The organism is Sphingomonas sp. CFBP 13706 (assembly GCF_014842355.1).
Taxonomy (GTDB): Bacteria; Pseudomonadota; Alphaproteobacteria; order Sphingomonadales; family Sphingomonadaceae; genus Sphingomonas; species Sphingomonas aerolata.
This window is the reverse complement of the sequence record NZ_JACYVM010000004.1, coordinates 295,653-314,849: the sequence shown is the minus strand read 5'-3', so window position 1 is coordinate 314,849 and position 19,197 is coordinate 295,653. Positions and strand designations below refer to the sequence as shown.

Annotated in this window: 17 protein-coding genes; 7 read left to right on the top strand and 10 right to left on the bottom strand. The window is 69.1% G+C overall.

Features of this window, described 5'->3' with window-relative positions; all coding sequences use genetic code 11:
* Window positions 1-194 precede the first annotated feature (194 nt).
* The 6 genes from IFS44_RS10310 (at window position 195) to IFS44_RS10285 (ending at window position 5,450) form a co-directional block, all read left to right on the top strand.
* Window positions 195-803, top strand: coding sequence for an alpha/beta hydrolase (locus tag IFS44_RS10310; protein WP_192098380.1), 609 nt, complete (start codon window positions 195-197; stop codon window positions 801-803).
* A gap of 252 nt (window positions 804-1,055) precedes the next feature.
* The gene (locus IFS44_RS10305; RefSeq protein ID WP_192098379.1) at window positions 1,056-1,961 is read left to right on the top strand and encodes an ATP-grasp domain-containing protein; all 906 of its coding nucleotides are present in this window, start codon (window positions 1,056-1,058) and stop codon (window positions 1,959-1,961) included.
* Window positions 1,961-2,977, top strand: coding sequence for an LLM class flavin-dependent oxidoreductase (locus IFS44_RS10300; RefSeq protein WP_192098378.1), 1,017 nt, complete (start codon window positions 1,961-1,963; stop codon window positions 2,975-2,977). Before IFS44_RS10305 ends, IFS44_RS10300 begins: the two co-directional genes overlap by 1 nt.
* Window positions 2,974-3,756, top strand: a complete 783-nt coding sequence (locus IFS44_RS10295; protein ID WP_192098377.1) for a methionine ABC transporter ATP-binding protein — start codon at window positions 2,974-2,976, stop codon at window positions 3,754-3,756. Before IFS44_RS10300 ends, IFS44_RS10295 begins: the two co-directional genes overlap by 4 nt.
* Before the next feature lie 208 nt (window positions 3,757-3,964).
* Window positions 3,965-4,627 (top strand): methionine ABC transporter permease, encoded by a 663-nt coding sequence (locus IFS44_RS10290; RefSeq protein ID WP_192098376.1) that lies wholly within the window; start codon window positions 3,965-3,967, stop codon window positions 4,625-4,627.
* A gap of 22 nt (window positions 4,628-4,649) precedes the next feature.
* Window positions 4,650-5,450 (top strand): MetQ/NlpA family ABC transporter substrate-binding protein, encoded by an 801-nt coding sequence (locus IFS44_RS10285; protein ID WP_192098375.1) that lies wholly within the window; start codon window positions 4,650-4,652, stop codon window positions 5,448-5,450.
* On the opposite strand, the gene IFS44_RS10280 is transcribed toward IFS44_RS10285, so the two are convergent.
* The 4 genes from IFS44_RS10280 to IFS44_RS10265 all read right to left on the bottom strand — a co-directional run bounded on the left by IFS44_RS10280 (window position 5,420) and on the right by IFS44_RS10265 (window position 8,954).
* Complete coding sequence (locus tag IFS44_RS10280) at window positions 5,420-7,528, bottom strand: phosphocholine-specific phospholipase C (protein WP_192098374.1); 2,109 nt, start codon at window positions 7,526-7,528, stop codon at window positions 5,420-5,422. The two genes, IFS44_RS10285 and IFS44_RS10280, sit on opposite strands and share 31 nt — an antisense overlap.
* Before the next feature lie 176 nt (window positions 7,529-7,704).
* Window positions 7,705-7,968: a hypothetical protein gene (locus tag IFS44_RS10275; protein WP_056405598.1), complete on the bottom strand. Its 264-nt coding sequence runs from the start codon at window positions 7,966-7,968 to the stop codon at window positions 7,705-7,707.
* A complete protein-coding gene (locus tag IFS44_RS10270) occupies window positions 7,965-8,540 on the bottom strand; it encodes an SAM-dependent methyltransferase (RefSeq protein ID WP_244650142.1) in 576 nt (191 codons plus the stop codon). The genes IFS44_RS10275 and IFS44_RS10270 overlap by 4 nt, the downstream gene beginning before the upstream one ends.
* Window positions 8,541-8,675: 135 nt before the next feature.
* Window positions 8,676-8,954 (bottom strand): hypothetical protein, encoded by a 279-nt coding sequence (locus tag IFS44_RS10265; RefSeq protein WP_192098373.1) that lies wholly within the window; start codon window positions 8,952-8,954, stop codon window positions 8,676-8,678.
* A 176-nt stretch (window positions 8,955-9,130) separates the two neighbouring features.
* On the opposite strand from IFS44_RS10265, the gene IFS44_RS10260 reads away from it, so the two are divergent.
* The gene (locus IFS44_RS10260; RefSeq protein WP_192098372.1) at window positions 9,131-10,093 is read left to right on the top strand and encodes a 2-hydroxyacid dehydrogenase; all 963 of its coding nucleotides are present in this window, start codon (window positions 9,131-9,133) and stop codon (window positions 10,091-10,093) included.
* A 6-nt stretch (window positions 10,094-10,099) separates the two neighbouring features.
* Here the strand turns inward: IFS44_RS10260 and IFS44_RS10255 are convergent, their stop codons facing one another.
* The 6 genes from IFS44_RS10255 to IFS44_RS10230 are packed head-to-tail and all read right to left on the bottom strand — an operon-like array spanning window position 10,100 to window position 19,078.
* Window positions 10,100-11,104, bottom strand: a complete 1,005-nt coding sequence (locus IFS44_RS10255) for a sugar kinase (RefSeq protein WP_192098371.1) — start codon at window positions 11,102-11,104, stop codon at window positions 10,100-10,102.
* A complete protein-coding gene (locus IFS44_RS10250; protein WP_342366401.1) occupies window positions 11,101-12,546 on the bottom strand; it encodes a mannitol dehydrogenase family protein in 1,446 nt (481 codons plus the stop codon). Before IFS44_RS10250 ends, IFS44_RS10255 begins: the two co-directional genes overlap by 4 nt.
* The gene (gene uxaC / locus IFS44_RS10245) at window positions 12,543-13,955 is read right to left on the bottom strand and encodes a glucuronate isomerase (protein ID WP_192098370.1); all 1,413 of its coding nucleotides are present in this window, start codon (window positions 13,953-13,955) and stop codon (window positions 12,543-12,545) included. The genes IFS44_RS10250 and uxaC overlap by 4 nt, the downstream gene beginning before the upstream one ends.
* A complete protein-coding gene (gene uxuA, locus IFS44_RS10240; RefSeq protein WP_197977839.1) occupies window positions 13,952-15,121 on the bottom strand; it encodes a mannonate dehydratase in 1,170 nt (389 codons plus the stop codon). Before uxuA ends, uxaC begins: the two co-directional genes overlap by 4 nt.
* 19 nt (window positions 15,122-15,140) lie before the next feature.
* Window positions 15,141-16,424 (bottom strand): MFS transporter, encoded by a 1,284-nt coding sequence (locus IFS44_RS10235; RefSeq protein WP_192098368.1) that lies wholly within the window; start codon window positions 16,422-16,424, stop codon window positions 15,141-15,143.
* A complete protein-coding gene (locus tag IFS44_RS10230) occupies window positions 16,421-19,078 on the bottom strand; it encodes a glycoside hydrolase family 2 TIM barrel-domain containing protein (RefSeq protein WP_192098367.1) in 2,658 nt (885 codons plus the stop codon). The genes IFS44_RS10235 and IFS44_RS10230 overlap by 4 nt, the downstream gene beginning before the upstream one ends.
* Window positions 19,079-19,197 lie beyond the last annotated feature (119 nt).

Sequence of the window (19,197 nt, the reverse complement as noted above, 5' to 3'; positions counted from 1 at the left end):
AGAATGCCTGAAGGCAGCACGGCCACGCCGCGGAGCGGGGCGTCGGGACGCCATCCGGCGCATCGCCGGCATAAGATGACGCAAGACTATTGCCTATCGTCCGGGCCGGATTACGCTTCGTAATCGTGGCGCGAGACTGCGAGTCGGAGATCGATGGTCGCGCGCTGCTGCAGGTCTATCCGAGGTGATCCGCTATGGCCGTCAGGGACAAGGCTTCGATCGATACCCAGCATGCCGTGATCGTCGTGATCCGGGGCGATCCGGTCCCCGACGCCGCGGTGCCGACGATCGAACTGGATCTCGCGAAATTTCAGAGCGGTCGCTGGGCACTGCAGCTCGATGCGGCATTTGCCCGGCGCGAGGAGCCGGCGGTGATCCTGGCGCAGGGGGTCGCCTGTCTGGCGGTCGCGTGGTGGGCGCAATTGTCGCCGCGCAGCTATCTGCAGGCGATCGAGGGCGCGGTCCTGCTGTCGCCGCTGTCGGTCGGTTTCGGTCAGGAGGCGATCGCGGCGGCGGCGCGGCCAGGGCCGACGACGCGCCTACCCTTCCCGTCGGTCGTCGCCTGTGCCCCGGGCCCGTTCATCGACCGGGTGCTGGCGCTGGCCGATCGCTGGGGCAGTCATTTCGTCGAGCGCGGATCGATCGCCGCTCCGGCGCCGACGACGCGCACCGCCACCCCGACCGAGGACGAGGCCCGGCTGATCGCGCTGCTTCCGCTGCTCCAGCACCGGGTGCCGGGCGATGCGTTCACGCCAGGCCCCAGCCCCGCACGGCGCCTCCGCCGGCCCGCCGCGATCGACTGAGCGCGCCTGCCGTCGGCGCTGCGCCGCGAGGCCCGCCCCTCCCCACCCCCCGGTCGGAATCGTCGCCACGCTGACGAGCGCGCCGCAAGCGTGCCTCGTCGAGATCGCGCAGGTCGATCGCGCGGATCGATTGGAGCGACCGCTGGCGCCGGCGCCGTCCGCTAAACCCAGGCTTGATCGGGCCAAAGCCGCTATCGATGGCGGTGCGCGCGTCGGCGTGGCAGAGGGCGCGCTCAATTCATCCGAGGCTTCATGACCGATCTCGCCGTCCTTTACGAACATCCCGCCTGGTTCGTGCCGCTGTTCGCGACGCTCGATGCGCGCGGCGTCGAGTTCTCGCGCGCCACGCCGGACGGGTTCTGGAACCCCGCGGACCAGACCGCGCCGGCGCGCGTCGTGTTCAACCGCATCGCGATGTCGAGCTTCCTGCGCAGCGACGAGCATCCGATCTTCGACACGATGGCGATGCTCGATCACTGGCGCCGCACCGGCGCGCGCGTGATCAACGGCGCCGACGTGCTCGCGATCGACGCCTCCAAGGCGCGGCAATTGTCGCTGATCGCGTCGCTCGGCCTCGCAATCCCCGAGACGCGTATCGTCCACCGCGCCGCCGACGTCGTCGCCGCGGCGCAGACGCTGCGCTTCCCGCTGGTCGTGAAGGCCAATATCGGCGGTTCGGGCGCGGGGATCATCCGCTTCGACAGTCTCGACGAACTCCGCGCCGCGGTCACCGACTATGGCCTGCCGAGCAGCGTCGACGGCGTGTTGCTGGTGCAGGAATATGTCCCCGTCCGGGGTGGCGCGATCACCCGGATCGAGACGCTCGACCGCAAGTTCCTCTATGCAATCGACGTCGCGGGCGGCGGCGCGTTCGATCTCTGCCCCGCGGATGCGTGCGTCGTACCCGGCTCGGGCATCAAGATGGCCGCGGTCGAGCCGTCGCAGGTGCTGAAGGATGCCGCCGAGGCGATCGCGCGCGCGGTCGATCTCGATGTCGGCGGGGTCGAGGTGATGATCGACGACCGCGACGGCGTCGCGCGCTTCTACGACATCAACGCGCTGTCCAATTTCGTCGCCAAGCCGCTCGACGTCCTCGGCTGGGATCCGCATGACCGGCTCGTCGATTACCTGATCGAACAGATTGGGAAGACTCGTTGATGCGCTATGGCTATTGGACTCCGGTTTTCGGCGGCTGGCTTCGCAACGTCCCCGACGAGGGGATGGAGGCGAGCTGGGCCTATACCAAGGCGCTGACGCAGAATGCGGAGCGCTGGGGCTATGACCTGACGCTGATCGCCGAGCTGAATTTGAACGACATCAAGGGTGTCGAACAGCCCGCGCTCGATGCGTGGTCGACCGCGGCGGCGCTGGCGGCGGTGACCGACAGCATCGAGCTGATGGTCGCGGTGCGCCCCAATTTCCACCACCCGGCGCTGTTCGCCAAGGCGGCGGCCAATATCGACCGCATCTCGGGCGGGCGGCTCGCGCTCAATGTCGTGTCGTCGTGGTGGGCGGACGAGGCGAAGCAATATGGCCTCCAGTTCGACCAGCATGACGATCGCTATGCGCGGACCGACGAATGGCTGACCGTCGTCGACGGGCTGTGGACCGAGGAGCGGTTCGACTTTGCCGGGCAATTCTACACCACCGAGCAGGCGATCTGTTCGCCCAAGCCCGTCAAGCGCCCCACCGTCTATGCCGGCGGCGAGAGCGAGAAGGCGAAGGCGATGATCGCGGCCAAGTGCGACGCCTATGTCATGCATGGCGACCCGGCCGACGCGATCGCGCCGAAGATCGCCGACATGGCGGCGCGACGCGAAGCCGCGGGCGGCGCACCGATGCAGTACGGCATGGCCGCCTATGCGATCGTCCGCGACAGCGAGGCCGAGGCAAAGCGCGAACTCGAGCGCATCACCAGCGTCACCGAACTGCCCGCGGGCTATGCCAATTTCGACCAGTGGCTATCGGGCACGCAGCTCGAACGCGAGTTGAAGATCCAGGAATATTCGGTCTCGAACCGCGGGCTGCGCCCCAGTCTGGTCGGGACGCCCGAACAGCTGAAGGAGCGGATCGCGGAATATGAGGCCGCCGGGCTCGACCTGCTCTTGCTCCAGATGAGCCCGCAGGCTGAGGAAATGGAGCGGTTCGCGGTGCAGGTCATGGGGTCCGCATGATCCGCCTGCGCGACGTTTCCAAAACCTACCCGGCGAGCGATGCAGCCGCGCTCGACGGCGTGTCGCTGGAGATCCCGGCGGGCGGCGTGTTCGGGGTGATCGGTCAGTCGGGCGCGGGCAAGTCGACGCTGATCCGGCTGATCAATGCGCTCGAACGGCCGACGTCCGGGCGCGTCGAGGTCGACGGGATCGACGTCGCAGACCTGTCGGCGGCGGAGCTGCGCGCGCTCCGGCGGCGGATCGGCATGATCTTCCAGAATTTCGGGCTGCTCTCCTCGCGGACGGTCGCGGCGAACGTCGCCTTCCCGCTGGTGCTCGCCGGCGTCGCGAAAGCGACGCGCGAGAGCAAGGTTGCGGCCTTGCTCGACCGGGTCGGCCTGTCCGATCACGCCGCCAAATACCCCGCCCAATTGTCCGGCGGCCAGAAGCAGCGCGTCGGCATCGCCCGCGCGCTCGCCACCGACCCCGACATCCTGCTGTGCGACGAGGCGACCAGCGCGCTCGACCCCGAAACCACGCGCTCGGTGCTCACGCTGCTCCGCGACCTCAACCGCGACCTCGGGCTGACGATCGTCCTGATCACGCACGAGATGGACGTCGTCCGCTACGTCTGCGACCGCGTCGCGGTGCTGGAACGCGGCCAGGTCGTCGAGACCGGCACCGTCACCGACATCTTCGCCAACGCCGCGCATCCGGCGACCCGGCGCATGCTCCAATCCCTCTCTCATCGGGAACGGGACGGCGCCGCGTCTTTTGCGGACGAAGAGCGGGTGCGATGATCACAACCAGCCCCGGCCTGAAGGTCCTGAGATCCACCCCAAGCCCGTCATCCCCGCGCAGGCGGGGATCCAGACCCGCAACCTCGGCGATCCGATCGAAGCGTCTGCCAGTCTGGTTTCCCGCCTCCGCGGGAATGACGGCCAGGATGCGCCGTGTCGCGCGCCTGCCGCTCACTGGCTTGCCGATCTCCCCAGCAGGTAACGGCTGATGACCTTCTTCGAAAATGTCGACTGGTCCGATATCGGCCAGGCGTGCCTCGACACGCTCGTCATGCTCGGCGGGTCGCTGGTGCTGACGATCCTGCTCGGCCTGCCGCTCGGCGTGCTGCTGTATCTGACCGGCAAGGGGCGGCTGATCGAGAACCGGCTTGCCAATGGTGCGCTCGGGATCGCCGTCAACATCCTGCGCTCGGTGCCGTTCATCATCCTGCTGATCGTGATGATCCCGCTGACCGTGCTGCTGGTCGGCACGTCGCTGGGCGTCGCCGGCGCGATCCCGCCGCTGGTGGTGGGGGCCGCGCCCTTCTACGCACGCCTCGTCGAGGGATCGCTGAAGGAGATCGACCGGACGACGATCGAGGCGGTGCAGGCGATGGGCGCGACGACCCGCCAGATCGTCACCCGCGCGCTGATCCCCGAGGCGATGCCGGGGCTGATCTCGGGCGCCACCGTCACCGCGGTCGCGCTCGTCTCGTTCACCGCGATGGCCGGCGTGGTCGGCGCGGGCGGGCTCGGCGATCTCGCGATCCGGTTCGGCTATCAGCGCTTCCAGACCGACGTGATGGTCGTCACCGTCGTCCTGCTGGTCGTCCTCGTCCAGATCATCCAATATGCCGGCGACGCGCTCGCCCGCCACTTTACCCGCCGCTGATCCAACGATTCTAGGAAATGCCATGAACCGCCGCACGCTTCTCGCCTCGCTCTCGCTCTCGCTGCTCGCGCTCGCCGCATGCGGTGGCGCCAAGACGGATGACGGCACCGCGCTGACCGTCGCCGCGACTGCGGTGCCGCATGCCGAGATCCTTGAATCGATCAAGCCGGCGCTCGCCAAGCAGGGCGTCGATCTCAAGATCCGCGTCTTCAACGATTATGTGCAGCCCAATCTGCAGGTCGAGCAGAAGCAGATCGACGTCAGCTATTTCGAGACCAAGCCCTATCTCGACGAGTTCAACGCGGCGCGCGGGACGCATCTGGTTCCCTATGCGGGCGTCCATGTCGAGCCGCTGGGCGCCTATTCGCGTAAGTGGAAGACGATCGCGCAGGTGCCGAACGGCGCGACCGTCGCGATCCCGAACGAGCCGAGCAATGGCGGCCGCGCGCTGCTGCTGCTGCAAAAGGCCGGGCTGATCACGCTGAAGAACCCGACCAATCCGCTGTCGAGCCTCAACGACATCGCGACCAACCCGAAGACCCTCAAGTTCAAGGAGCTGGAGGGCGCCACCCTGCCCCGCACGCTCGGCGAGGTCGATCTGGCGCTGATCAACACCAACTATGCGCTCGATGCGAAGCTCAACCCGGTGCGCGACGCGCTCGCGATCGAGGACAAGAACAGCCCCTATGTCAATTTCGTCGTCGGCCTGCCCGGTGGCGACAAGGATCCGCGCGTCGTCAAGCTGATCGCCGCGCTGCGAAGCCCCGAGACGCGGCGCTTCATCGCGGATCGTTATGCGGGCGCGGTGCTGCCGGCGTTCTGAGCCCCGGTGACGAACGGATCGCTGCACGTCATCCGCCCGGGCGCATCGACCCGCCCCGAGACGCGGCGCCGATAGGTTGGCGCGGTCGCCGCCGTGATCGTGACGTCGTACCAGCCATGGCTGTTGCGGAGCGGCCAGCGGTAGCGCGCGTCGACCAGCCCGGTCACCTGCGCCGCCGCCCCGACGCGTTCGACGTGCGCGACCAGTCCGTGCGCGCGGTGTCCGGCGGGGAGCACTAACGCCAGTTCGGTTGGTGTCGTGCGCCAGACGAGCTGCGACGCCAGTGCCGGGTCGTCACGGTGTCCCGCATAATGGCGGTGGAAGCCGTTCGGGCCGAGCACCCAGAGATCATAGCGGCCCTCCGCGTCGAATCCCCATTGCCCGTCCAGCGTGCGCCCGGGCTCGACCGTGAAGCGGCGGGGCGGCTGGTCCAGGCCCCGGCGGTCATAGACGTGGAACACCGCGGCCTGCGTGCCGTCGGTGGTGAAGTGCAGCCGGATCGCGTCACCGGTGATCGTCTCGCCGACGCGCAGCGCATAGGGCAGCGGGCGGGACCGGCGGATGCCGGGTTCCTGCCACGGGAGGGACTCACCCAGTGGTGCCTGCGGGCTGACCTGCCGCGGGATCGCCGCGGCGCGCGCGGCATCGGCGCGCGGATCGGGCATCGCGGCGAAGGGCGCGACGTCGGCGGCGGTGAAGTCGAACGCCGAGGTCAGGTCGCCGCAGACCGCGCGGCGCCACGGCGCGATGTTGGGCTCGTGGACATCGAACCGCCGTTCGAGGAAGCGGATCACCGAGCTGTGGTCGAACACCTGCGAATTGACCCACCCGCCCCGGCTCCACGGCGAGACGACGTACATCGGCACGCGCGGCCCCAGGCCATAGGCGCGGCCGCGATAGGCGGGGAGGTCGAGCGCCGCGTCGCCCTTGCTCGGGTTGAGGTGATAGCTGCCGGTCAGATCGACAGTCGATCCGCCCAGCACCGTGCCGTCGGCAGCGTGCGACGGCGGCGCGGGCGGCGGGACATGATCGAAAAAGCCGTCATTCTCGTCGAACATGACGAACAAGGCGGTCCGCGCCCAGATTTTCGGGTCCGCGGTGAGCGCGTCGAGCAGCTCGGCGGTATAGGCCGCACCCTGTGCCGGGCTCGACGGACCGGGATGCTCGGATCCCTTGGCGGTGGCGATGACATACGACACCTGCGGCAACCGCCCGGCCAGCACGTCGGCGCGCAGCGCGTCGAGCCCGTGCGTCGTCAGCGCCCGGTCGCGCAGCGCCGCATCGCCACCCGCATGATGCGCCGCGCGGAAGGTGGCGAACCCGACCAGCGGGTTGTCGGTGAAATTGTCGGCCATGTCCTGATAGATGCGCCAGTCGACCCCCTTGGCCTGCAACCGCTCGACGACCGTGGTCCAGCGATAGGGGTCGGGATCGCCGCCATCCGCCGGGAAACTGTCATGCGAATTGCCGATCGCCGGACCGCCCTGCGTGCCGCCGGGATCGTTGGTGCCGCTCCACAGGAACAGCCGGTTCGTGTTGGTCCCCGTCTGCACCGAGCAATGATAGGCGTCGCACAGCGTGAACGCCTCGGCGAGCGCGAACTGGAACGGCAGATCCTCGCGCCGGTAATGGCCCATCGCGCGCTGGCTCTTCGCCTCGGGCCAGTGCGCCATCCGCCCCTCGTCCCAGCCGCGCTGCGCATCGGGCCAGCTGTGCGGCGTCCCCTCCATCCGCATCAGGTCGAAATTGGTGCGGGTGGAGAGATGGAAGGGCAGCACGGTCCGCGCGCCGCCCGGTGCCGTCCGGTCGCGCTGATACCAGACCGGCGCCGCGGCCCCTCCCGCAGACGGTGCGGGCACGGGTATCGGCAATCGGTCGGCAAAGCCGCGGACGCCGCGCAACGTGCCGAAATAATGATCGAAACCGCGATTTTCCTGCATCAGGATGACGACATGCTCGACATCCATGATCGAGCCGGTCTGCACATCGGGCGCAATCGCCGCAGCGCGCGCGATCGCGGATAGCGCGGCACCGGTCAGCCCTGCACCGAGCAGTGTACGACGGGAAACATCGGTCATCGTGGCAACCCACAGGAGGAGCGCATGGTCCGCAAACGCCCGCGGACCATGCCCGGTTCAGATCAGACGTCGAGCGACAGCGGCGACGGCGTGTTCATCCAGGATCGCTAAAGCCGACAGGTTGCACGAGCGTGACATGCGATCGTCGACGATGTCCGTAACAGGTCCTCTGCTGGTCAGCGGCCGAAGCCATCGCTGCCCTGTCCGCGCCGACGTCTGCGCGCGGCATGGACGGCGTCGACCGTGTGGCTGTGCCCGCGGCGTTCCGCCCGGACCATCTGCCCGACGCGTTTGCCGTGGATCATCAGCGGCAACCCGAGCAGCGCGAGCGGGAAGAAGAGGAGCATCAGCGGCGATCCGTCGACCGCCATGCACAGCGCACAGGAGACGGCCATCAGCGCGAAGCCGCCCGCCTTCCATTGCAGGTCGCGCCGCGTCATGCCGCCTCACTCCGCACGCGCGTCGCGACGGGATCGGCGATCACGAGGGTGCCCGCGGCCGCCAGCAGCCGCGCGATGCCGCCGTCCTGGTCGTGGCACAGCACGATGTCGGCGGGGAAATCGGCTTCGCGGGCGAGCGCCTGCGCCAGACCGCCACCTTCGAAGTCGAGCCCGATCGCGGGATCGTGCAGCCGCGCTGCAGCGGCGCGGGCGCGGCCGATCAGCGCCGGCGCATCGTCGACGCCCTGCCCCTCGATCGCGGTGAAGCCGAGCGCGCGGGCGTAACGCACGATCTCGATCAGCAGCGTCCCGCATGCGCAGTCGGCATCGACGATTCGGACCGCGTGGCGATGCCGTTCGCGCAGATCGGCGAGCGCCGCCGCGATATGCGGCCAGCGCGGATCGCGCGTCGCGCGGCGTGCGCAGGCTCGGGTCATGGTGGCGGGCATGTCCGTCTTCGCTTCAACCGTGGCGCCGCGTGCCGGGGTCACACGCCCGTGGCCCGCCTTGTTCTGGCCGAGAGGAATGACGCGCCCGCGTGCGCGGGGCTCCGGCGTGGGTTCAGACGACATGTTCGCGCTTTTGCCTGTGTGATCGGGCGTCCAGGCGCCCGCAAACCCGAATTACGAACCGCGGCATAGGGATTCGAGAGCGATTTCCCGAAACCCCATAGTGGCGCCAGTGTGGCCGCAACGGCTCGTCGCATTTCAGCGCGTGGTCGCTGGCGTGGCGCGGACGCGGGGCCGCCAGCGCTCGCTGACCGCGATACCGTCGAAGAGGTGATGCCCGAGTAGCACCATGACACTGCCCGCGCTCGCCCCCAGAAAGCCGATCGCGGCGAGCGCGAAGGCCAACGCACCCGAGCCGTGAGGGGAAAGCGCGAGGGCGGACAGCCACCACACGGCGATGTACGCCATTGCGCAGAGGAGAAGTCCCACCGCGCGCAGACCAAGATCCGCGCGCCGCGAACGATGCCACGCTGCCATGCCACACTCCTTGTCGTGGCCCTCCAGCTATCGGCCGCCGCATAGCAATTCGAGAGCGATCCCGGCCTTTTGCGTAGCGGCGACATAGGGTTGGGCAGTTTTCTCACATGCGGCGGCCGCCGCGGGGGCCCCGGAAAGGGGTGTCTGCCCGCGGCGTTTGTGCGTACACCCCCGGCATGAACCGACCCGAAATCCTGATCCCCGCCCCCATGCTGCCGAGCGTCGTCGACGCGCTGGGCGAGCGGTTCGTCGTGCACCAGCTATGGGAGCAGGAAGACCCCGACGCGTTCCTTGCGACGGTGGCGCCGCGCATCCGCGGGCTTGCGGCGAGTTCGCTCGCGGGGCGGATCGACGCGTCCTGGTATGACCGGCTGCCCGCGCTCGAAATCGTCGCCAATTTCGGCGTGGGCTATGACGGGATCGACGCGGACGCCGCCGCGGCGCGCGGGATCGTCGTGACCAATACCCCCGGCGTGCTCGACGAGGAGGTCGCCGATCTGACCATCGGGCTGCTGCTGGCGACGCTGCGCGGAATCCCGCAGGCCGATCGCCATGTCCGCGACGGCGCCTGGGCGGAAAAGTCGTTTCCGCTGTCGCCGAGCCTGCGCGGACGGCGGATCGGGATCCTGGGGCTTGGCGCGATCGGCAAGGCGGTGGCGCGGCGGCTCGAGGCGTTCGACGTGCCGATCGCCTATCACGGCCGGTCGCGGCAGGCCGATGTCGGCTATGACTATCACGACACGCCGGTTGCGCTGGCGGCGGCGTGCGACGTGCTGATCGCGATCGTGCCCGGCGGTCAGGGGACGCAGCATCTGGTCGACACCGCGGTCCTCGGGGCGCTGGGCGCGCAGGGCGTGTTCATCAACGTCGCGCGCGGCAGCGTCGTCGATCAGGACGCGCTGATCGCGGCGTTGCAGCAGGGCACGATCCTCGCCGCCGGGCTCGACGTCTATGACGACGAGCCCAATGTCCCCGCCAGCCTGCGCGCGCTGCCGAACACGGTGCTGCTGCCGCATATCGGTTCGGCGTCGAAGCGGACGCGCGCGGCGATGGGCGGGCTGGTCGTCGACAATCTGCGCGCGTGGTTCGAGACCGGCCGCGCGCTCACCCCCGTCGCGGAAACGCCCAACCCCGGCTGAGCCCTGTCACCGCCGCACGTCGGCGGGTGCCCCGGTGAAGTCGGCCAGATCGGTCAGCGTCGTCCGGCTGTGATCGCCCGCGGTGCCGTGCTTGAGCGCGGCGAGCGCGAGCCCGCGGCGCGCGGCCGCCTCGCACCCGTCGTCGAGGCAGGAGAGCACGCCCGCGGCGAACGCGTCACCGGTGCCGATCCGGTCGACGATCTGCGTGACGAGGATCGTCTCGGTCTCGAACGAGTCGTCGCGGCGATCGACGCGCGCGGACAGGGCGTGCGTATCGGCATCGATCACGCGACGCGCGGTCGAGGCGATGCAGGTAAGCGTCGGAAACCGTGCGAAAGCGGCCTCGCACGCGCGACGCCGCGCGTCCGGCGTGTCACCGGCATGGTCCTCGCCGAGCAGCAGCGAGATGTCGCGGTGACTGCCGAACAGCAGGTCCGCACCGTCGACGTGATCGACCAGCACGGCTTGCGGATCGGCGCACCAGCGCGCCCACATGCTCGCGCGGAAATTGCCGTCGAACGAGACCCTGACCCCCGCCGCCCGCGCCGCCGCGATCGCATCGAGCGACAGTTGCGCGGCACCCGGACCGATTGCGGGAATGATCCCCGACAGATGCAGCCAGTCGATGCCGTCCAGCATCGCGGGCCAGTCATAGGCGCTCGACGGGGTGGCGGCGAAGCTGCTGTCGAGGCGGTCGTAGACGATCTGCGCGCCGCGCGCCCCGCTCGGCGGCGACAGGAAATACAGGCCGAGCCGACCGTCCGCGCGCATCACCCGCGAGACGTCGACGCCGGCGGCGCGGACCGAGTCGAGCGCCGCATTGCCGATCAGGCCATGCGGCAGCGTCGTAACGACCGCGGCGGGCACGTCGATCCGCGCGAGCGCGACCGCGACGTTCGCCTCCGCGCCGCCGAAATGCGCGTCGAGCCGGGCGTCCTGGAACAGATGCCCGCGATCGGGCGCGGCGAGCCGCAACAGCATTTCGCCGAAACACACTATCGTACCGGTCATGCGACGGGCTCTCCGATGGCGCCGCGCAGCGCGGCCTCTGGCCCCTGCGCCTGCCACGTTACCACCGCATCGCCCAGCGCCGCGTGGTCGAAATCGGCGGGGAATATGCCGAGCTCACCGACGAACCGCGCGACGACCCGGCGCGCGTCGCCCGCCGTGTCCGCCCAGATCGCGGCGTAGCGATCGCGCAGCGGATCGTCGGCGATCGCGGGCGCGTCGGCGGTATAGGCGATCCACGCGGCGAGGCTGAGGCGATGCTTCGGGCTGTCGAGCCCCTGCGCCTGCCGTCCGGCGACGGTCGCGATCCAGCGCTGTGGGAGCTTCTGCGATCCGTCCATCGCGATCTGATCGAGCCGGTGGTGCAGATCGGCATTGGCGAAGCGGTCGAGGATCGCGTCGATATACGCCGCCGGGTCGAGCCCCGCCGCCGCGGTCAGGCTCGGCACCGCCTCCTCCTGCATCTGCGCGATCACGAACGCGCGCAGCGCCGGGTCGGCGATCGCCTCATGGACGAAGGCGTGGCCCCGTTGCAGCCCGACATAGGCGAGCGTCGAATGGCTCGCGTTCAACAGCCGCAGCTTGGCGAGTTCGAACGGCGCGACGTCGTCGACGATCTGCGCCCCCGCCGCCTCCCAGCGCGGGCGCGGGCCGGCGAAGCGGTCCTCGATCACCCATTGCCGGAACGGTTCTGTGACAAGGGCGGCGGCGTCGTCGACCCCGATCGCGGTCGCGACGCCCGCACGGTCGGCCTCGGTCGAGGCGGGCACGATCCGGTCGACCATCGTGTCGGGCGCGGTGACGTGCGTGCGCACCCAGCCGGCCAGATCCGCATCGCGACGCTCGACGAACGCGAGCAGCAGACGCATCAACAGCGCGCCATTGCCCGACAGATTGTCGCACGACACCAGCGTCAGTCCCCCTGCCCCCGCGCCGCGCCGCCGATCGAGCGCCGCTGCCAGAAAGCCGAAGATCGTCCGCGGCACGCCGCCGCTCAAATCGTGCGCGATCGCCGGATCGTCGACGAGCAGCGCGCCGGTCGCCGGATGCCGGTAATAGCCCTTTTCGGTGACGGTCAGCGTCACGACCCGAGTCTCAGGGTCGGCGAGCGCGGCGATCACCGCGCCGGGATCCTCCGCGGCGACCAGCAGCGTGTCGATCACGTCGATCAGCCGGGTCGCGCTGGCGCCGTTCGACCGTTCGGTCACGGTGTAGAGGCCGTCCTGCGGGGCGAGCGTATCGCGCACCTGCGGCGAGCGCAGCGACACGCCGGTGATCCGCCAGCCCTCGTCCGGCGTCGACGCATCCTGCGTATAGACCGCCTGATGCGCGCGGTGGAACGCTCCGATCCCGAGATGGACGATCCGCCCGCCGGTCGCGGTGGAGGATGCCGGCTGCGCCACGTCGGCGGCGAGCGCGGATCGCGTTGCCCTGGACAGCCTCACAGCCGGTATGCCTTGCGGACCAGATCACTCGTCAGTTCGCGCGCGAGCTCAGCTGCCTCCCAATCCTCCAGCCGGTGCTCGGCGACCAGCCGCGCGAGATAGCCGCAGTCGATCCGGCGCGCGACGTCGTGCCGCGCCGGGATCGACAGGAAGGCGCGGGTATCGTCGTTGAAGCCGACGGTGTTGTAGAAGCCCGCGGTCTCGGTGGTCATCTCGCGGAACCGCCACATCCCCTCCGGACTGTCGTGGAACCACCAGGCGGGGCCGAGCTTCAGGCACGGATAATGCCCCGCCAGCGGTGCCAGCTCGCGCGTGTAGACCGTCTCGTCGAGCGTGAAGAGGATGATCGACAACGCGGTCGAGGTCCCGAACCGGTCGAGCAGCGGCTTGAGCGCGTGGACATAGTCGGTGCGTCCGGGAATGTCCGCGCCCTTGTCGCGGCCATGGCTGGCGAACAGCCCGGCATTGTGGTTGCGCACCGAGCCGGGATGGATCTGCATGACCATGCCGTCCTCGACGCTCATCGCCGCCATCTCGGTCAGCATCTGCGCGCGGAAGAGCTCGGCGTCGGCCGCGGTCCAGTCGTCGCCGGTGATACGCGCGAACAGCGCCTCGCATTCGGCGGTCGACAGGTTCGCGGTCGCGGCGGTCGGGTGGCCGTGATCGGTCGCGGTGGCGCCCGCCGCGCGGAAATCGGCGCGGCGCTTGCGGTGCGCGGCGAGATAGCCCTGCCAGCCATAAACGTCCTCGCCGGTCAGTTCGCCGAAGCGGCGCAGCGCGCCGGCGAATTGCTCGTGCTCGACATCGATCACGCCGTCGGGGCGATAGGTGGTGACGACACGGCCGTTCCAGCCGCTCTCGCGGATCCGGTGATGCGCGTCGAGGCTGTCGTGCGCGCCTTCGGTGGTGGCGAGGAAATCGATCCGGAACCGGTCGAACAGCGCGCGCGGGCGGAACGCCGCGGTCGCGAGCTTTTCGCCGATCGTGTCGAAATACAGGTCCGCGGTCGCCGGCTCGAACGCGACGTCGAACCCGAACACCTCGGCGAACACATGGTCGAGCCACATCCGCGACGGCGTGCCGCGGAACAGCGCATAATGGTCGGCGAGCAGCCGCCACGCCGCGCGCGGATCGGCGCTCCGCGTGCCATCGCGGCGCGGGATCGTCAGCGCGTCCAGATCGACGCCCTGGCTGTAGAGCATGCGGAACAGATAATGGTCGGGCGCGAGCAGCAGCGACGTCGCGTCGGTCCAGTTGGCGTTGTCGGCGAACCAGGTCGGATCGGTATGGCCGTGCGGGCTGACGATCGGCAGGTCGGCGATCTCCGCATAGAGCGTGCGGGCGATCGCGCGGGTGGTCGGATCGGCGGGAAACAGCCGGTCGGGGTGAAGCTCTAAAGGACGGGTCATGCAAGGGCTCCTGCCGCAAAGGCGATACCGCGTTCAAGTCCGCGCAGTTCGGCGAGCCCGCGCATCCGGCCGAGCAGTGAATAGCCCGGATTGGTCGTGCGCGTCAGGTCGTCGAGCATCTGATGACCATGGTCGGGGCGCATCGGGATGCTGCGGCCTTCGCGGACCGACAGCCGGTGGACCGCCGCCATCACCGCGGCCATGCCCGCATCGCCCTCCAGATGATCGGCTTCGTGGAACGCGCCATCGGCCTCGCGCTGGACCGAGCGCAGGTGCAGGAAGCCGATCCGCGAGCCGAGTCGGTCGACCATGCCGGGCAAGTCGTTGTCGGCGCGCACGCCGAACGACCCGGTACACAGGCACAGCCCGTTCGAGACGTTGGGCACGCGCGTGAAGAGATCGGTCACGTCGGCCTCGGTGCTGACGACGCGCGGCAGGCCGAAGATCGGAAACGGCGGATCGTCGGGATGGACGACCAGTGCGATACCGAGCTCGTCCGCCAGCGGGCACACCGTCTCGAGAAACGCGACATGGTTGTCGCGCAGCCGCGCGGCGTCGATCGCGTCATAGCGGCCGATCGCCTCAAGGAACGCGGCCGAGGTGAAGCCCTCCTCGCTGCCCGGCAGGCCCGCGAGGATCGTCCGTTCGAGATCCGCGCGCGCCGCCGTGTCCATGCCGGCAAAACGCGCCGCCGCCGCGTCGCGGACCGCTGGCGCATAGCTCTGCTCGGCGCCCGGCCGCTGCAGCATGAACAGGTCATAGGCGGCGACCACGATCGCCTCGAACCGCAGCGCGCGCGATCCGTCGGGCAGTTCCCAGGCGAGGTCGGTCCGCGTCCAGTCGAGCAACGGCATGAAATTATAGGTGACGACGCGAATGCCGCATGCCGCGAGATTGCGCAGGCTCTCGCGGTAAGCATGGATCAGCCGGTCCCATTCGCCCGAGCGGGTCTTGATGCCCTCGTCGACCGGCAGGCTCTCGACCACCGTCCAGTCGAGCCCGGCGTCGCGCACCATCTGCTTGCGCGCGGCGATCGCCTCGCGCGTCCAGACCTCGCCGTTCGGGACCTCGTGCAGCGCGGTCACCACCTCGGTCGCGCCGGATTGCCGGATGCTGTCCAGCCGCACCGGATCGTTCGGCCCGAACCAGCGCATCGTCTGCGTCATCAACACACTAGTCATCCTCTTAAACCCTCAACCCCGTGCGCGGCGTAGCGCGCAGCAAACTCCACAAGACGACCGCCGCGAGCAGATCGAGCGCCGCCAACGCCGCGAACAGCGGGTCATATCCCCACGCATCCGCGCTCTGCCCGATCAGCAGCGTGAACAGCATCCCGCCGACCCAGGCCGACGTCCCCGCCATCCCGGTCGCGGTGCCGACCGTCCGGCTGTCGAACATGTCCGAACAGAGCGTCACCAGCGCGCCGCTCAGCATCTGGTGCGCGAAGCCACCGATGCAGAACAGGATGATCGCGACACCGGGCGAGTCCGCAAGACCGATGCACGCCGGCCCGATCATGCACAGCGCGCCGATCGTCATCGTGATCTTGCGCGACGCGACCAGCGGCACGCCGCGCTTCATCAGCCAGCTCGGCAGCACGCCCGCGGCCAGGCTGCCGAAATCGGCGGCGAGGAACGGCATCCACGCCCATAAGGCGATACTCTTCAGATCGAGCTTCCACACCGACACCAGATAGAGCGGGATGAAGAAGTTGAACGTCTGCCACGCCGGTTCGGCCAGGAATTTCGGGACCGCGATCCCCCAGAAGCTGCGGCTGCGCAACAGGTCGCCGCGCGTCGCGGGCTTGGCGGTGACGTCCTCGCCGCGGGTCTCGATGATCGCGGCGCGCTCGTCCTCGCTCAGCGCGGGATGGTCGGCGGGGCTGCGATAGCCCCAATACCACAGGAACGCCCAGACGAGGCTGAGCCCGCCGGTGACGATGAACGCCGCCTGCCAGTTCCAGGCGAGGATACAGAAGGCGACGAGCGGCGGCGCGATCATGTTGCCGACGCTGGTGCCCATCTGGAACACGCTGGTCGCCAGCGACCGCTCGCGCGGGGGGAACCATTCGGACACCGTCTTGGCGCCCGCGGGGATCGCTGCCGCCTCGCTCGCGCCGAGCAGCGCGCGGAACAGCGCGAGGCTCGGCCAGCCGGTCGCCAGCGCGTGCGCCATGTTGGCGAGCGCCCAGCCGACCGCGAACAGGAAGAAGCCGAGCCGCGTGCCGAGCAGGTCGAGCACACTGCCCGCGACGGTCTGCATCACCGTGTAGCTGGCCTGGAACGCCAGCACGACCCAGCTGTAATCCTCGGTCGACATGCCGAATTCGGTCTTGAGCTGCGGTGCGGCGACCGACAGAGTCGAGCGCGCGAGATAGTTGAGGATCGTCCCCAGCGTCACCAGCGCGATCAGCCGCCAGCGCAGCGGCACGCTGCGCCAGCCGCGCCGCGGGTTGCCCGGCGCGCTCATCGCGTGATCTCGATACCGGACACGATCGCGTCGCCCTTGATCGGCACGAATTTCAGGTCGAGCATGCCGTCTGTGACGCCCACGACGATCCGCCGCGTGACGCGCGTGAGCGGCGCGCCCGCGACCGCGGCGATGTCCAGCGCGGCGATCGCGCGCTTGCCGTTGGCGACGACGTCGAACTGCCGTGCGCCCGCCGCGAGCGCGGGTTCGACGAAGCTCAGCTCGACCGTGTAGCGCCCGTTGGCGAGCGGTACGCGGTAGCCGAACCGGCCTTCGCGGTAGGTTTCGGCGACCGCGCCTTCGGTCGTCCCCGCGACGACCTTCTTCTCGGGACGCGGACCATAGCCCGAATAGGCGTTGATATCGCCGAAACGGCCACCGTCGAAGAACGCGTCCGAGCCATAACGCTTGCCCGCGATCTCCGGTGCGACCAACGCGCCGCTGTCGATCCGGACCGACCGCGCGGCATCCGCCGCCACCCGCCATTCGATCGCGTCGTCGACCGCGCCGGTCGGGAAGACGCCGCGCGCGACGACCCGGTTCGCCCCCACCGCCAGCGCGACGTTCGACCAGGCGCAGATCATCTGCGGACAGGCGCTCAGCGTGCCGACGACGCGGTCGTTGACCAGCAGGTCGGTACGCGGCGCGTTGCTGTACACCCGGACGTCGGCGACCGGATAGGCGCGGTCGACATAGCGCCGCCCGGCGACGTGCACGGTCGGTGTCGCGGTCCAGTTCGCCTTGTAGAAATAATAGGCGTCCTTGCGGATCTTCCGGTCGTAGGTGACCAGCCCCTTGGTGTTGATGTCGATCGCATCGCCCTCGCGCCGGACGGTCGTCGCGAAGTCGAACGAATTCCACAGCCATGTCCCCCAGAGATAGGGTTTGGCGGACAGCGTCGCCCAGGCGGTTTCGTGGATGTAGCTCTCATATTCCTCGGGCTGGTTGCGACCGCGCTGGTCGACCTTGCCGCCGAGCGGGTTGTCGGTGTGGATCGTCGTCGCGCCGCCCGCGCCATATTCGGTCACCGACACGGGCTGGTTCGGGCGCAGCGCGCGGAGCGAGTCGAGATGCTTGCCGAGATCGCCGGGCTGTCCGTAATACCAGCCGAAATAGCGGTTGGCCCCGCCGAGATCCGCGGCCACCGCGGTGATCGGAATGTCCGCGGAGCCGAGCAGCCGGCCTTCGCAACAGGTCGCCAGCGCGGTCGCGCGGGACGGATCCTCGCTCTTCGCCAGCGCGTTCAGTTCGCGCAGCAGCGGCAGCGGATCGGGCGCGGGCGTATCCTTGCTGGTGGTGATGAACGCCGGCAGCGACTTGCCGAAATCGACCTCGTTCGCGATGCCCCAGTTGAACACCGACGCGTGGTTGCCGTTCTGCCGGATCAGCTCGCGCAGCTGCTGGCGCGCATCGTCGCGCAGCCCGGCAGTCGCGACCGCATCGTCGCCCCAGGTCCAGCGCGACACCAGCGGGATCTCGTCCCACAGTACCATGCCGTAGCGGTCGGCGAGGTCGTGGATCACCTGGCCGTGCTGATAGTGCGTCAGCCGGATGCTGTTCACGCCCATTTCGCGCATGATCGCGAAATCCTGCTCGATATCCGCAGGCGCGGTCGCCCAGCCCTTGCCCTCGCGATCCTGGTGATAGCCGACGCCGTGGAGCCGCAGCGGCTTGCCGTTGAGCATGAAGCCGCGGGCCGGGTCGGCGCGCATCTCGCGGATGCCGAACGCCTGCTCGACCCGGTCGAGCACCGCGCCGGACGGCGTCGCGATCTCGACCACCAGACGGTGCAGATACGGATCGGCGACCCCGTTCCAAAGATGCGGCGTCGCGACCGACAGCGTCTCCACGCTCTCGGACGCGCTGTCGGCCCTCAGGGAGATGCGGCGGGTCCCGGTCGCGACCGTCTTGCCGCCCGCGTCGATCAGCCTGACCACCGCGTTGACCGCCTGGGTCTTCGTGCCGTCGTTCCGGATCCGCACGCGGACGTCGACCTTCGCCATCGCCGCGTCGATCGACCTCGTCGTCGCGAAGATCCCGCTGCCGCCGGCATCAAGCATGTCGACATGGACCGCGTTCGTGACGATCAAGCTGACGGGACGATACAGCCCGCCATGCACGAAGAAATTGCCCGCGAGCGGCAGGATGTCGGCGGTCGAGGATCCCTGCGCCGGTTGCGTATTGTCGACCTTGACCAGCAGCGTGTTCGCCTGCCCGGCGCGGAGCGCGCGCGTGGCATCGAGCCGGAAGCGTGAAAACCCGCCCTTGTGCCCGCCGATCCGCTGGCCGTTGAGCCAGACCTCGGCGGTGCGGCTCGCCGCGTCGAACTGGAGCCAGGCGCGCTGGCCCGCGTCCATCGCGGGCGGGGTGAAGGTCATGCGGTACCAGCCGACGCCCTGATATTTGTCGACCGACTCGGCACGGTTCAGATGGGTCTGGGGGTCGGGCATGTAATAGCCGACGCGGTTCCAGGTGTGCGGTACGCTGACCCGCTCCCAGGATCCGGGGGCCTGCGCCTCCTGCGCCGGATCGACGTCGCCGCCGCGCTGGAACTCCCAGCCCTGCGCCAGGGGGACGACCGATCGCTCGCTCTGTGCGGCAGCGGGCGCGGCCATGACGGCGATGACGGCCGCCGCGACATATCTGGTCTGCATAACCCTCTCCCTGATCTTTTTTTGGCAGCTTAATTCCTGACAATTGGCCTGACCAGTTAATTTTTGAGTTCGGCTTGGGTTTTGGACGGTTTTTGGAAGGTCGGGTTGCACGGTGCCAC

Coding starts and splice junctions, on each gene's coding strand:
- IFS44_RS10310 (WP_192098380.1), top strand. CDS start 195: ATGGCCGTCAGGGACAAGGCTTCGATCGATACCCAGCATGCCGTGATC.
- IFS44_RS10305 (WP_192098379.1), top strand. CDS start 1,056: ATGACCGATCTCGCCGTCCTTTACGAACATCCCGCCTGGTTCGTGCCG.
- IFS44_RS10300 (WP_192098378.1), top strand. CDS start 1,961: ATGCGCTATGGCTATTGGACTCCGGTTTTCGGCGGCTGGCTTCGCAAC.
- IFS44_RS10295 (WP_192098377.1), top strand. CDS start 2,974: ATGATCCGCCTGCGCGACGTTTCCAAAACCTACCCGGCGAGCGATGCA.
- IFS44_RS10290 (WP_192098376.1), top strand. CDS start 3,965: ATGACCTTCTTCGAAAATGTCGACTGGTCCGATATCGGCCAGGCGTGC.
- IFS44_RS10285 (WP_192098375.1), top strand. CDS start 4,650: ATGAACCGCCGCACGCTTCTCGCCTCGCTCTCGCTCTCGCTGCTCGCG.
- IFS44_RS10280 (WP_192098374.1), bottom strand. CDS start 7,528: ATGACCGATGTTTCCCGTCGTACACTGCTCGGTGCAGGGCTGACCGGT.
- IFS44_RS10275 (WP_056405598.1), bottom strand. CDS start 7,968: ATGACGCGGCGCGACCTGCAATGGAAGGCGGGCGGCTTCGCGCTGATG.
- IFS44_RS10270 (WP_244650142.1), bottom strand. CDS start 8,540: ATGTCGTCTGAACCCACGCCGGAGCCCCGCGCACGCGGGCGCGTCATT.
- IFS44_RS10265 (WP_192098373.1), bottom strand. CDS start 8,954: ATGGCAGCGTGGCATCGTTCGCGGCGCGCGGATCTTGGTCTGCGCGCG.
- IFS44_RS10260 (WP_192098372.1), top strand. CDS start 9,131: ATGAACCGACCCGAAATCCTGATCCCCGCCCCCATGCTGCCGAGCGTC.
- IFS44_RS10255 (WP_192098371.1), bottom strand. CDS start 11,104: ATGACCGGTACGATAGTGTGTTTCGGCGAAATGCTGTTGCGGCTCGCC.
- uxaC (WP_192098370.1), bottom strand. CDS start 13,955: ATGACCCGTCCTTTAGAGCTTCACCCCGACCGGCTGTTTCCCGCCGAT.
- uxuA (WP_197977839.1), bottom strand. CDS start 15,121: ATGACGCAGACGATGCGCTGGTTCGGGCCGAACGATCCGGTGCGGCTG.
- IFS44_RS10235 (WP_192098368.1), bottom strand. CDS start 16,424: ATGAGCGCGCCGGGCAACCCGCGGCGCGGCTGGCGCAGCGTGCCGCTG.
- IFS44_RS10230 (WP_192098367.1), bottom strand. CDS start 19,078: ATGCAGACCAGATATGTCGCGGCGGCCGTCATCGCCGTCATGGCCGCG.